Annotated in this window: 8 protein-coding genes; 4 read left to right on the top strand and 4 right to left on the bottom strand. The window is 38.9% G+C overall.

Annotation, left to right across the window (positions count from 1 at the left end; translation table 11 throughout):
* Positions 1-8 precede the first annotated feature (8 nt).
* Together BM179_RS07280 and BM179_RS25775 are read right to left on the bottom strand one after the other, a co-directional pair.
* Positions 9-2,534 (bottom strand): PQQ-dependent sugar dehydrogenase, encoded by a 2,526-nt coding sequence (locus BM179_RS07280; RefSeq protein WP_310586928.1) that lies wholly within the window; start codon positions 2,532-2,534, stop codon positions 9-11.
* A 32-nt stretch (positions 2,535-2,566) separates the two neighbouring features.
* Positions 2,567-3,400: a ThuA domain-containing protein gene (locus BM179_RS25775; protein WP_310586927.1), complete on the bottom strand. Its 834-nt coding sequence runs from the start codon at positions 3,398-3,400 to the stop codon at positions 2,567-2,569.
* A gap of 382 nt (positions 3,401-3,782) precedes the next feature.
* On the opposite strand from BM179_RS25775, the gene BM179_RS07275 reads away from it, so the two are divergent.
* From BM179_RS07275 to BM179_RS25045, 3 genes are all read left to right on the top strand, one after another.
* Positions 3,783-6,107, top strand: a complete 2,325-nt coding sequence (locus BM179_RS07275; RefSeq protein ID WP_092014475.1) for a glycosyl hydrolase family 95 catalytic domain-containing protein — start codon at positions 3,783-3,785, stop codon at positions 6,105-6,107.
* Positions 6,108-6,224: 117 nt separating this feature from the next.
* Positions 6,225-7,061: a dienelactone hydrolase family protein gene (locus tag BM179_RS07270; protein ID WP_092014472.1), complete on the top strand. Its 837-nt coding sequence runs from the start codon at positions 6,225-6,227 to the stop codon at positions 7,059-7,061.
* A 218-nt stretch (positions 7,062-7,279) separates the two neighbouring features.
* Entirely contained in the window at positions 7,280-7,486 is a 207-nt protein-coding gene (locus tag BM179_RS25045; protein ID WP_143095169.1) for a hypothetical protein, read from the top strand.
* A gap of 240 nt (positions 7,487-7,726) precedes the next feature.
* On the opposite strand, the gene BM179_RS07265 is transcribed toward BM179_RS25045, so the two are convergent.
* Positions 7,727-8,542, bottom strand: coding sequence for a phytanoyl-CoA dioxygenase family protein (locus BM179_RS07265; RefSeq protein WP_092014469.1), 816 nt, complete (start codon positions 8,540-8,542; stop codon positions 7,727-7,729).
* Positions 8,543-8,782: 240 nt separating this feature from the next.
* Here BM179_RS07265 and BM179_RS07260 point away from each other — a divergent pair, with 240 nt between their 5' ends.
* Complete coding sequence (locus BM179_RS07260) at positions 8,783-9,643, top strand: AraC family transcriptional regulator (protein WP_092014466.1); 861 nt, start codon at positions 8,783-8,785, stop codon at positions 9,641-9,643.
* Here the strand turns inward: BM179_RS07260 and BM179_RS07255 are convergent.
* Positions 9,585-13,643, bottom strand: a complete 4,059-nt coding sequence (locus BM179_RS07255) for an AAA domain-containing protein (RefSeq protein ID WP_092014463.1) — start codon at positions 13,641-13,643, stop codon at positions 9,585-9,587. The two genes, BM179_RS07260 and BM179_RS07255, sit on opposite strands and share 59 nt — an antisense overlap.
* Between the last annotated feature and the right edge of the window lie 151 nt (positions 13,644-13,794).

The following is a 13,794-nucleotide window of genomic DNA, read 5'->3' as shown; positions in this document are numbered from 1 at the left end:
AAAATCGCTTATTTTGCTTTTTCAAATTTAAGATTCACTACGGCAAACAAAGGTTTTCCTTTGGACTCTGCATTCAGATAAACCAGATATAAACGGTGGAAACCTGAAATACCACTTAACTGAATCTTAGTCGGGTTCGTTGATCCAGCAGAAATTTCTCCTGAACCGATTAGTTGTCCGGTCGGGGAATCAAGTCTGGCTTCCAGTTTTCCTCCGGCAGTTCTCTGGTCAGAGGCTGTCGCTAAAATAGTAACAGAGCCCAATCCTGTGAAATCAATATTGTTGTATGCAGTAAAACTCTTATCGGTCATTGCCACTACTACTTCTCCCAGTCCTTCTACTTTGAATTTCATGGTTTCATTCTGATTGTCGAAATCAGAGGCTTTGATCGTAGCATTTCTCAGCGTAAACGTTTCCTGACCTGTTTGAGGAGGAATGCTGTTTGACCCTTTATCAGTATAGCTGGCAGAGAAAATATAAGTTCCGGCTTTACCATTGTCTTTCGTAACGAAATCACCTTTGATCGGCTTGCTTTGTTGCTTATCATCAGCCAAAGAAAGAATGTATTTCACCATTTCTTTCACGTCATCCGCAGATAGCTGAGGGTGCGCAGCCATTGCCTGTTCTCCCCATACACCGCCTCCACCTTTGATTACCTTATCCACAAGTTTTGTCGAAATAGCTACTCCTTTGTATTTTTTGGCGACTTCCTTATAAGCAGGCCCGATAGATTTTTTATCAACCGAGTGGCAGGATTTACAGTCAGATAGTTCAATCAGACGTTTTCCGTTAGAAAAACTCGTATTTGCCTGATGTCCCTGTGCAATCAGCGTTTTATCAAATCCTTCGAGGTAATCTATTGATACCAGAACATCTTCCGGATTGATTTTCTTATTAATCAGAGAGCCGTCTTCTTTATCAGCAACTTTTACTTCGTAATTAACTTTTTCATCATTCCAATAGAAGGATTTATTGCCTTTAATGGCCATTTCAACTTTTGGAATTTCGTTTCCGGCTTTGATCTCAATGATCTCTTTATTCGAATTTCCATAAGAATCTGTCACTTTTAAAATAACCTGATAAACACCTGGTTTAGTAAATGTATAGCTGGCTTTTGCAGTATTTCCTTTAGGAGCACCTTTGGCAAATGTCCATTCATATTTTAAGGCATCTCCATCATAATCTAAAGAACCTTCAGATGAAAACTCCACCTTCAATGGAACTCCTCCTGCTTTCTTATTTGAACTTGCCACTGCTACAGGTTTACGATTTCCTGCATTAAATTCAATTTTCGACAAACGTGCATCATCATTCTGTGCAAACCAGTTAGGTCCATATTCAAGAATATACAAAGCTCCGTCTTTACCAAATTGCATATCAATCGGATGAGAGAATTTCATGTTAGGCATAAATCGTTCCATTGAGGCAAAATCTCCGTTAGGCTTCATGGTTACGACATTGATAAAATCACGGATCCAGTCATAAGCAAAGAATTTCCCGTTATAGAAAGATGGAAATTTGACCTTAGAATCAGTATCAAAATCTTCCGAATAGTAAACTGGTCCTGCCATAGCATTCCGTCCACCTTTGCCGACAACGGCGCCAAACTCAGGTGATTCGTCGTAAGGATAATAAATGAAAGCTTTATTGGCAGGAGGTAATTCTCTCAGGCCGGTATTATGGGGAGAATCATTGATCGGTTTCATCGGATCAAACTTAGCCCAGGTACTATCTTTTTCGAAATTCCTCTGATTATAGGCTTTATTATCAGCTACAAATAAAGGCCAGCCAAAATATCCTGCTTTTCTTGCCTGATTTACCTCATCATGTCCTCTTGGACCGTATTTTTCAGAGTTTCCTCCGGCATCCGGCCCTACTTCACCCCAATATAAGAATCCGTTATGCTGGTCAATTGCAATACGATATGGGTTTCTGTTTCCCATAACATAAATCTCAGGACGGGCTTTTTCTGTTCCTACCGGAAAAAGATTCCCTTCCGGAATTGAATAGGTTCCGTCATCTTTTGGTTTGATTCTTAAAATCTTACCCCGTAAATCATTGGTATTTGAAGAAGTATAGCGGGCATCCCAGCCGCTGCGTCCCGGGCGTTCGTCGATAGGTCCGTAGCCATCAGACTTAAACGGATTGGTGTCATCTCCTGTAGAAAGATAAAGATTTCCGGCTTTATCCCAGGCAATAGAGCCCCCGGTATGGCAACAATCTGTACGTTTTACAGGAACTCTCAACAAAACCTTTTCTGAGTTGATAAGCAAAGTATCCCTCACATTATCATACGTAAAACGTGATAAATGCTGAGCCGTATCAGATTGTCCGCCTTTGGGAGAATAAAATAAATATATCCAATGGTTCTGATTGTACTTAGGATCAATATTAAGTCCCATCAAACCATATTCAAACTTGGTATATATATCCAGATCAGCCACAATTTTGGTTTTACCTTTTTTAGGATCATACATTTTCAGTTTACCTTTTCTTTCGGTAAAGAAAATCTTTCCTTCATCGGTTACAGCCAATTCTGTAGGCTCATCTAATTTCTGATCAAAAATTACTCTTGTGAACCGGTTTTCTTCTGGTGGGATTTGTGTCCGGATTTTTTTTTTTGATAATCAACATCACTGCCACTTGCTGCCCATTTCATACCTTCAATAAGGTGTTTCAAAACCAATGGTTCTGAAAATGTCTCATTTGTATGTCCCCAGTTGGTATAAAAAACGCGTCCGCCATCATATTCCTGATACCAGCTCATCGGGTGAAAATCTCCCATTTTACCATCTTTATAGGTCTTTTCATCAACTGTTACCAATACTTTTACATCAGGACTGAATGATTTGAAATCATAAAATTCATCCTTTCTGTCAAAGCTTTCTTCCATAAATGAAGTAGAAGGATGGTTTTTATCGTGAACATGCATTTTCCCTACCTGCACATTCGGGTTTCCCGGGTGAGAAGCAAAATATCCACCTACTAATTTACCATACCAGGGCCAGTCATATTCGGTATCAGCTGCGGCATGGATTCCTACAAAACCTCCGCCTGCTTGAATAAAACGTTCAAAAGCGGCCTGCTGATGGTCATCCAATACGTCTCCGGTTGTGCTTAGAAAAACAACAAGGCGATACTTTTTCAGGTTCTCTTCATTGAAACGGTCTGAATTTTCAGTAGTATCAACGACAAAACCATTTTCTTTACCAAGTTCTTTGAAAGCTGCAATACCAGATGGGATTGAACCATGACGAAAGCCTTTGGTTTTAGAGAAAACTAGGATTTTTTTCCCTTTCAGAGGGTTTGATGTTTGAGCAAAACTCAAGGTAGTACAAACCATCATAAACACTATCGCTAGTGAGAAATAATGGTAAAACGATTTGATAGTTTTTGACATAATTTTCATGTTTTTACACGGTATTTGAATGACGTAAACAGTTAAACCTGATTAGAACAGTAAAGGTAGTATTCCTTCTCATAATAAAAGCTAATTTTTTGCAAGAATTTTACTATCTGTCCTTTTGTGTAGGGTTATTAATTTAAAATATTCTAATAAAAATACTTTTTCAATCCGTACATATCTATCTCATATACAAATACTTATAAAAATATTTATCCCATTCGGAGTATTCTGTTCCCTCTTTTTGCTTTTGCAAGAGATACAGTCTGTATTTTTTGATTTTAATCAATTTATCAGAAAAATACTGCGTTTTATAAAGCTCATTTTATTGTATTTCTTATCTCTTTCGCTTTGGAATAATCCAAAGCATTATTATGCTATGAAAACCTTATCCAAATACTCCGGAATAAATGTTCGTTCCGGAATTTTTCTGCTGATTCTGGCAATTCATTTTCCGCTTTTTTCACAAAAAAGCCTGACCTGGAATTTCCCCCTTCCAAGAACTCATACCGGAGCATTAATTGGCAACGGAACTCAGGGATTAATGATCTGGGGGGAAGAAAATGTATTAAAAATTACAGTTGGCAGGGCCGGATTCTGGGACCATCGGGGAGGTAATCCCTTCGCTTCTAAAGCTACCTTTCAGGAAGTGCGAAGGCTTCTTGAAGCAAAAGACGAAAAAGGATTACGTGAACTTTTTGCTGTTCCTAAAAAAGAAGGTGCTCCTAACCTTGGCCGGCCGCATCAGATTGGCGGGGGAAGATTGGACCTTACTTTTCCAAAAGGCTGGAAACTAATAAAAGCTGATCTGAATCTGGAAAATGCAGAACTTAAAATAACGCTTCGAAATCCTTCAGGAAAGGAAGAATATGCTTTTATCAAACAGGCAAGTGCCGATGAGCTTGCCTGGGTAGATTTACCGCAAAACTGTAAGGTGAGTTCGGAAATTATCCCCAGCTGGAATTATGTAAAAGATTTGCTTTCTAAAGCAGGAGTCAGCGAACCACAGTTATTAAAAGGAAAAACAACATTTCCTTACAAGGGTTTTGTACAAACGCTGCCTGAGGATGATCCTCTTTCTCTGGTAATCAGTGAAAGACCCAATCAGATTGTCATCGCTACTCATCTTGGAAAAGATGACAATAATTCTTTGATAATCGGAAAGGTATCTTCTTTTGATTTAAAAACACAGCTGACGCAGAAAAATGCTTTTTGGAAGGATTATTGGACAAATGTGCCGAAAATCAACCTTCCGGATCAGGCTTTACAGGAAATTGTAGATTATGGTTTATACAAACAAGCCTGCATGACTCCTCCGCAAGGTTTGGCAGCAGGACTTCAGGGTTCTTTTAACGAGGAGTATCAATTGCCTCCCTGGAGCAATGACTATCATTTCAACATCAATGTACAAATGATTTATACTCCTGTACTGGCTTCCAACCGGGCAAACAATCTGATGCCTCTTTGGAATATGATGGCAAACTGGACGCCTACTTTACAGGAAAACGGAGAAAAGTTTTTTGGCAGAAAAGGTGCTTTGATGCTTCCACATGCTGTTGATGACCGCTGTCATGTGGTTGGTACTTTCTGGACAGGTACCATTGACCATGCCTGTACTGCCTGGATGGCCTACCTGGCATGGCAGCATTATCGTTACAGCATGGATCAGAAAATCCTTGAAAAAACAGCCTGGACTTTATTGGAAGGTGCTTTTGAAGGTTATTGGGCCATGTTGGAAGAGGTTGCAGACGGCAAAGGGGGAACCAGATTTTCCCTCCCGGTTTCTGTAAGTCCTGAATACCGGGGAGACAGAATGAATGCCTGGGGAAGAGATGCCTCTTTCCAACTGGCAGCCTTACATCGGATCGCAAAAATTTTGCCTCAGGCAGCTAAAATACTGGGGAAACCTCAGGATCCCCGCTGGGATGAAGTGAGCCGGAAGCTACCGCCTTACACCACTGTTGACGATATCTGGATGGAAGAAAATAGTGCAAAAGGTACCAGAATTGCCATGTGGGAAGGTCAGGATCTCGTAGGTTCACACAGACATCATTCTCATCTGGGAAGCATTTTTCCATTTTGCACGATAAATCCAAAATCTCCTGAACATCAGCAGATTGTTACAAACAGCCTGAGAAACTGGACATTTAAAGGTGCAGGAAACTGGTCTGGCTGGTGCGTTCCCTGGGCTTCTGCCATCTGGTCAAGAAATGACCTCCCGGAAGCAGCTGTCAATTGGTTACATTACTGGAAAGAAAATTATACCAATGAAGGCCGGGGAACTCTTCATAATGCTGCTTATCAGGGTGTAAGTCTGATAGCAGACCAGGGTTGGTTTAAGGCTCCTAAAGAAGCAGCCAATAAAGAAGTGATTCAAATGGATGCCGGCTTCGGCGCACTTACTGCTGTTTATGAATTATTGGTACAAAACAGGGAAGATGTAATCTATGTTCTTCCGGCTATTCACCGCGACTGGAAAGATTTTTCTTTTGAAAATATTGGTGCAGAAGGTGCTTTTCAGGTGAGTGCCAAAGTTAAAAACGGAAAGGTTTCCGGGATAAAAATCAAAAGTCTTGCCGGCGGTCATTTGAAATTAGCACACAACTTAGGAGAAGAATATCTGGTAAATGGCAAGATTGAAAAAGGCAGAATTTTCGAAAAAGAGTGCCAGCCCGGAGAATTGATTGTTTTAAAATCGAAATAGCAAAACACGAATATTTATTGCAAATTTTATATGGGAAGGTAACTTTTTGAAAGGATATTGAGTTATAAAAAATACACTGGCATTAATTTTAACTAACGTCATTTTACTTTTATCCAAATGAAAAAACTATTCTTAACTCTGACTTTCGCAATGATAAGTTATCTCGGATTTTCACAGAGTTGCTGTGAACTGAAGAAAGATGATATGCAATTATGGGCTTCTACCAAAGAATTTCAGAAAGCTCATGCTTTACCACTTCCATATACACATGTGAGTAAGGTAGGCGGCGAAATGATTACTTTCAATACAGCCGATGGCCAGAAAGCTAATGCATTTTTCATAAAAGCCGCTAAACCTACCAGTAATTACTTATTTGTTTATCAGGAATGGTGGGGTCTGAACGATCATATTAAAAGAGAGGCAGAACATCTTTATGAAGAACTGGGAAATGTTAACGTACTGGCTATCGATATGTATGACGGTAAAGTAGCTGTAACCAGAGAAGATGCCGGAAAATTTATGAGTGGCGCTAACCCTGAAAGACTGGAAACCATTATCAAAGGAGCCATTGCTTATGCAGGTCCGAAAGCTAAAATTGCCTCAATAGGCTGGTGCTTCGGAGGAGGATTGTCGTTAAAATCAGCACTTTTGGAAGGGAAACAGGCTGTCGGCTGTGTAATGTATTACGGTATGCCTGTAAAAGAGGTAGAAAAACTGAAAGCTTTGCATACGGATGTGCTTGGACTTTTCGCAGGAAAAGAGCAATGGATTTCGCCAAAAGTTGTAGCAGAGTTTCAGGAAAGCATGAAACTGGCCGGTAAAAAAATCACGGTTAAAAGCTATGAGGCAGAACATGCGTTTGCCAATCCTTCAAATCCTGATTATGATAAAGCAGCTACAGAAGATGCCTGGAAGCTATCTACTGAATATTTGAAAAAGAAATTTTCTAAATAACATGAGACCTTAGTAATTGAAAAACAGCCTTTCCGGATACTTTTCGGGAAGGCTGTTTCGTTGTATAAAGAGTAATCCTTACTTTTCAAGTACAGTAATTTTTGAAAATTGTATTAATTTAGTTTCCAGAGACCTGATATAAAGATTTGAGCCCGATCATCCCTTCAGGAAACTTATTTTTTATCAGGTTTCAGGAAATCAAAATATACATACCAAATATGAAAAAGCTAATTCTCTTAATAATTACTTTAATTTGCTTTCAACCTGAAAGTGAAGCTTCAGACTTATTGAGCTACAATAGCAATCATAAAACTTCTGTTTCTGCTGCAACTTCTACTTCCAATACCAGCATGCGCCGTCGCCGCAAAAAAGGGTTCCTTTGGGGATTATTCAAGAAAAAAGATTGTGGCTGTCCTAAACATTAATAAGCCGTCGGCATTAGCTTTTCAGTTATATACAATTATTTGATTTTCACGCAGTTATACCAAACTTTTTTTTGTTTGGATCTCTTATTAGAATCTTAGTTTTTCCTTGAAAAATTAAGAAAGGTAAACAATGAAAATCAGTCAATTATGTCGAAAAACAATCCCTATAAAACAAAGGTGAAATTAAAGCTGACGGCCGAAAGCCGATAGCCGACTGCCTGAATTTTCAAAACCCTGCTCCTAAACAACGGGATTCAATACTGAGTCAACAAACTGCCCCGGTTCCATTCCTGCAAGCCATCTTTTACGGTCATTTTCCTGATGCTGATTTTTAGGTTCGGTTATTTTTGCACCATCAGCAACATAAATAATCGTCATAACTTCACGCATTTTGTCTGAAGAATTTCCCGGGGCAGCATGTAATGTCCATCCTGCGTGCCAGGTTGCATCTCCTGCATTCATCGTTGAAGCTCTGGTAATAGGATAACCTTTTTCCTCTACCAATTGCCCGATCATCCCTTCAGATTCATCAGAAATAGCCAGATTTCCCAGAAACCCTACTTCCTGAGAACCGGTAGCAAAAGTGAGCATTCCCATTTCAACAGAAATATCAACAAGCGGCATCCACATCGTAATTGTATTATCGGTATCTAAAGGCCAGTAATACTGATCCTGATGCCAGGGAGTTAAACCGCCGCCTGCTTCCTTAAAAAGAGCCTGATCATGATAAATTCTTACTTTCTCAACGCCCATCAGACTGGCGGCAATTTTAGCAAATCTTTTTGCTAAAGTAAATTTTCTTACCTGCTCATCAACCTCCCACAAATTCATAATCTGAAGGAAGGCCTTACCATAGGTATCTCTTTCCTCCATTTTGCGATTTTCAGTATTGTACTTTTCAGCAGCATTTACAATTACATCACGATAAGTTTTTATTTCATCCTTATTCAGAATTTCTCTCAAAAGTATGTGTCCGTTTTTTTGAAATTCTTCATGCTGGTCCTGCCCAACTGCATAACCTGATGAAAGCTCAGGTAAATTCAAGATACTATCCATAATTGTTTAGCTTTTAATTCAAAAACACTATATTTTTTTATGCAAAGGAATAGTAATTTTTCAAGGGCAACTTTATCGTTTTTATCAGAAATTTGTGCATATTTAGCTTAGAATTGAAAAAAAGTCTTGAATTGGTAAATTTGCGTTGATTCTTGTTAAGACTAACCCTCCAGCTTATGATTCTAGTTGTTAATGCTTAATAAACACTATCAATTAATCCGTAAAAGTCGAGTTAGATAAATGAAAGCCTCATTAGAACATATTGACAACGCCCACGATACTTCTTTTTTATTTAAAGAATTCCGAAAACCTTATTTCGATGCACCTTATCATTTTCATCCGGAATTTGAGCTGACTTTAATTGTAAAAAGCGATGGAAAACGTTTTGTAGGAAATCAGGTAAATGATTTTCAGGCAGGAGATCTGGTACTTTTAGGTTCAGATTTGCCTCATTGCTGGCAGAATAATCATTTCAGTAATGACGAAGAGGCTGCACAGTCAATTGTCATTCAGTTCAAAGAAGATTTTATCGGAGAAAAATTCTTTCAGTCACCTGAAGCCAAACCAATCCGTGATTTGCTCCAAAATGCAAAATGCGGAATCCAGATTACCGGAAAAACCCGTGATCGCATTGCCAAAGAAATCCAGTTTCTCCTCCATGCCAGCCCTTTTCAAAGGCTTTTGGGGCTATTGGATCTGCTGAATACCATTGCCAATTCCAATGATATCCAACTGATTGACAAACAGCAAGGTGTATATAATTTGTCACAAATTGACCTGAAGCGTATCAATAAAGTTTATGCCTATGTCATTTCTCACTATACGCAGGAAGTACATCTTGACGAAGCAGCACATCTTGCCAATATGACAGAAACGGCTTTTTGCAGATATTTCAAAAAAGTAACTAAAAAGACTTTTCTTGACCTTGTGACAGAGTTCAGGGTAAAACACGCCTGCAACCTCCTGACTTCAACAGAAAAACCTGTTTCCGAAATATGTTTTGAAAGTGGTTTCGGGAATATTTCACACTTTAACAAGCAATTTAAAGGGCTGATGAATATGAGTCCTTTGAATTATCGGAAGATTTTTGCAAGTCTGTAAGATTATTTAACCAAAACTCCCGGCTATATACTCTTCTGAAATCCCAGCCTTTTCGTTTTAAAGATAAAGGATGATAGGCATGTACTTCTTTGGAAGAAATACTTTCGAAGTATAAATCATCGTCCGTCAGAATCAGGCTTTCATAATTGGAGGTATTTTTTACAGTCAGGTCCGCAAAAGGAAGTTCCTTCACAAACCGGGCATTTGTTCTGCGTAATTGTTCCTTTAAAAACCAATCTGCTTTATAGTTTCTGGCCTCAAATGGTTTTGGCTGATATTGACCGATAGAAACCTGCCAGGCATATTCAAGGTATTTTTTCAATAATTTCGGACCTTCATTTTGTAAATCTTCTACCGTTAACTGATTCGGGAGAATACTGCTTACAATAAATATTTTCTCTCTTGCCCTGGTAACTGCAACATTAAGGCGATTCTCTCCTCCCATTGCATTTAAAGAGCCGAATTGCATGCTAAATTTACCCCGGACATCTGAAGCATATCCGATAGAAAAAATAATGATGTCTCTTTCATCCCCCTGAACATTTTCGATATTCTTTATAAAAAGCGGTTCATGTTCTTTTGTTCTGATATTCGGGATTTCCTCCAGTAAATCCTGTATCAAAGCCTGCTGACGGGTATTGAAAGTAACAATTCCTATAGATTTTTCGGGAGATGTTTCCTTCAAATTACGAACCAGTTCAACGACAGATTGCCCTTCTATCACATTGGCATTATTTTCCCATATTCCGTCAACTTTCAGGTATTTTATGGCAGGTTCATTCTTATTTATTTCTTTGAAATCAGGCAGAAGCTGTAAAGTCCGTTTGTAAAAATACTGATTTGAGAAATCAATCAGATCAAGGGATTTACTTCTGTAATGCGATTTCAGCTGGTTCTGAGACAAATACTGAGCCGCCAGATCCAGCAAGGAATCTACTTCCAATTCCGGCAGGTCTTCAGAGTCCTCCTCAAAACGGACAGCATACAGATCATTAGGTTTTAACTGTTTGGAATCTCCGGCAATAACAACCTGCCTGCCTCTGAATAAAGCAGGAATTCCCTGCTCGGCAAAACATTGTGAAGCTTCGTCAAAAATCACAAGATCAAACAGGAAATCATTATTCATCTGTTCTCCGGAAATAGTCTGTAGCGGAAATACTGCCGAAACTGTTTCGGGAGAAGCCAGCCAGCATGGAATCAGTTTAAAAATTTCTTCAGAAAATTCTGCAATCAGCTTCCGGATCGCCCAGACATTTCTTTTCTTGGAAACCTGATGTTTTAATTCCCGGTAAGTAACTACATTTTGCAGGCGGTTCAGTTCAAGTTCTCTAAAAGTCTGTTCACGCAATTTCAGCAGCAATATTTCCTGGCTAAGCTGTTGCTTGGCCTGAACAGAAGTTTGAAGCTGATTTTCCAGCTGTGAAATCTTCAGAGAAGAAACAGCCCGAAGAATTGGATAAAGCTCTTCCAGATGCTCAATCCATGACAGTTTCAAAGAATTTAACAGCAATTTTATGTCTTCTTCAACTTCAGTTTTGCCTTTAGGATTTTCTTCCAGAATCAGAATGATAACATCCCATTCCAATCTGCTGAAAGTCGCTTTCAGCTGATCGGCTTCACAAAACAGTTCAAATTTCTTCTTCAGTTCAGCCACTACTGAATCTATCAGAATTTCCTGTCTGTCAATCTGTTCCAGCTGTATCTCAGTCAGGTATTTCAACCAGGTCTGCTGATTTTCAAATCCTTCTGTTGAAAGCTGAATGAGTTCTGTTATGATTTTTTGAAAATTCTGTAAATCATTTCCAGTTGCATTCTTAACCGGAAAGAAAACCAGATCATCAGCTATTTTATGGGCCTTAGTTGCTTGTTCCAGGTTATAAAAATGTCTTTCAAACCACCTCAATCCTTTTCTAAGCCAGACAGGTTCAGACTTTTCATCTGGCTGGTTTCCAAACAGATCCCCCCATTGATTCCACCATTTTTCCAGATTAATCCGGTTATTAATCCGCTGAGAAAGTTTGTTCAGGTCTTCCCTTGAGGTTCCCAGACCATTTGCGCCAGCCAAAGCCTGAACAACGTCTTTTTCCTTCGAAAATACCTGCCAGATTAATCCTGACAAAGGGTTAGCTTTAGAAGAAACAGCCTCGCTGAGTTTTTGGGAAATAATGTTCAACTCCTGTGAAGAAGCAGTTACTTCTATTCCCTGTCCTTCAAAAAAACAAAATACCTCTGTTTTTAATGCACTGATTTTATCAATAGATACAGGTTGGAAATTTTGATTCAGGCCTTTCTGAAAAAACCTGTAAATATGTTCATTTTCAAGTGTTTGTACAATAGAATTCAGTTCAACTCTCTCATAAAATATCCCCAACAATTCTTCAAAATTCAGGGATTCCCCCAGCAGCTCCCGGGTCTTCTGAGCAATTTTCACAGAAAAATGGCTCATTCCTGATATTGCTTTTTCAATCTGCTGTAAATCCGGAAATTGAAAATGTCTGAAATCCAAACGGCTTTGCCAGAAATGCTCTGTCTTTTCATCCTCACATTTCATTTTTTTATGATAGTCGAGATAGGAAGAACATTGATTTAAAAAATCATGTATTTCATTGATTTTAAAATACTTGAAATGCTCCTTCAGATTCAGGGATGGTTCTTCAGGAGAAGACGTAAGGTACAACTCCTTTGCAGAAATTCCGGCAATTTTTTCATCAAACAAAGCTTCCTTAAAAGCCTGAAGTTCTGTTGAAACTCTGTCGATTGTCCTGGATTCCTGCGTAAAATTGCGTTCCAGTAAGATAGCATCCAGGCTTTGGTTCTGTCGCTGAAATTCGTCTATTTTTTCAATCTGATTGAAAAGCTTATCATAAAGTGCTTTCCGGTCATTTTTAAAATCATGAATATTTGCCACAAAATCCTGCATACCGGTTTTAGCCAGCCTGTCGTACACAACATCCAATGCAGCCCTTTTCTGGGATACAACCAGCACTTTTTTTCCCCGGGCTGTAAAATCAGCCACAAGGTTACAGATCAATTGGGATTTCCCTGTTCCCGGAGGTCCCTGGATAACAAGAGAGTTGCCTTGTTTTACATTTTTCAGTGCATTTTCCTGAGAAGCGTCAATTTGAAACGGAGTGATTAAAGATTCTTCTCTAAGATTCAGTTCTTCCTTTTCTATGCCGAATTTCGAAAATAAATCTTCTTCAGAAATATCAGGAGCATTATCAAGATTTTCAATCAGCAATTCATAATCATCCACTAAAAATGAGCCTGCCTGGGGGAAAATACCAAGAACTGCCTGCGGAAAGAGCTTCAACGCTCCGTTTTTCTCCGAAAGCTCTAAATCGGCTCTGGTAGACTTCTCAAAATGTGTTAACTGATTGGTAAAAAGCTCCTGGTTAAAATTAATTTCCAGCGGGGAAGCTTTAAGAAATTCGTATAATGCAGTTCTGAATTCGAGGGAATTTTTAGGAAAATCCTCAAAACTCTGTTCCAGAAAAGCATCAGAAATTTTGACCTGATTGAAATGTGAATAAGCCAGCAAAAAACTTCTGTTTAAAGAAACCGGCTCATCACGTCTTTGCAGAATCCACTGATTCGTTTTCTGGCTCTTTTGTGCCAGCGTAACAGGAAAGAAAAGCAATGGGCAGCGCACCAGCGTACCATCAAGCAATTTGCCTTTAATGAATGGGTAACCTATATATAAATCCTCAGAACCTCGTTCTTCTTCAATAAATTTTTCGGTTCTGGAAATCTTTCTCAGTCGCTTGCTTACCTCGTTTACTTTCTCAAAACGAGGGTCAAGTACGTCGCAAAGCTGAATGGTATTTTTCTGAGCAAGTAATTGTTCTACGAGCTCAAAGGAAGGAGTATTTTGCAAAAAATCAAGTTCATGCACATCTAAAAACTGCTCTGAACTCAATGTCAAAAGCAATAGCGATTTATTCCTTGAACTGAGATTGGTTAGTCTTTTCTGATATGATTTTAATATCTTTTTGAGCATAATATCCTGGATGAAAGAATTTCAGACAAAAGAGGAAAGAAATGAAAAACAAGATCTGAGAAGCAGGGATTAAGACATTATTCATTCCAATAGCCTTTTGTCTTTATTCTTAAAATCTTTGCTCTTTTGCCTGAAACTTCTCAGGTCCTGC

Source organism: Pseudarcicella hirudinis (assembly GCF_900115665.1).
Taxonomy (GTDB): domain Bacteria; phylum Bacteroidota; class Bacteroidia; order Cytophagales; family Spirosomataceae; genus Pseudarcicella; species Pseudarcicella hirudinis.
Note: the sequence above shows the minus strand (reverse complement) of the source record. Positions and strands in the feature narration are given on the sequence as shown.

What these genes read in the sequence shown, in the direction of transcription:
- BM179_RS25045 (WP_143095169.1), top strand. Translation starts at nt 7,280, where the DNA reads ATGAAAAAGCTAATTCTCTTAATAATTACTTTAATTTGCTTTCAACCT.
- BM179_RS25775 (WP_310586927.1), bottom strand. Translation starts at nt 3,400, where the DNA reads ATGTCAAAAACTATCAAATCGTTTTACCATTATTTCTCACTAGCGATA.
- BM179_RS07275 (WP_092014475.1), top strand. Translation starts at nt 3,783, where the DNA reads ATGAAAACCTTATCCAAATACTCCGGAATAAATGTTCGTTCCGGAATT.
- BM179_RS07255 (WP_092014463.1), bottom strand. Translation starts at nt 13,643, where the DNA reads ATGCTCAAAAAGATATTAAAATCATATCAGAAAAGACTAACCAATCTC.
- BM179_RS07270 (WP_092014472.1), top strand. Translation starts at nt 6,225, where the DNA reads ATGAAAAAACTATTCTTAACTCTGACTTTCGCAATGATAAGTTATCTC.
- BM179_RS07265 (WP_092014469.1), bottom strand. Translation starts at nt 8,542, where the DNA reads ATGGATAGTATCTTGAATTTACCTGAGCTTTCATCAGGTTATGCAGTT.
- BM179_RS07260 (WP_092014466.1), top strand. Translation starts at nt 8,783, where the DNA reads ATGAAAGCCTCATTAGAACATATTGACAACGCCCACGATACTTCTTTT.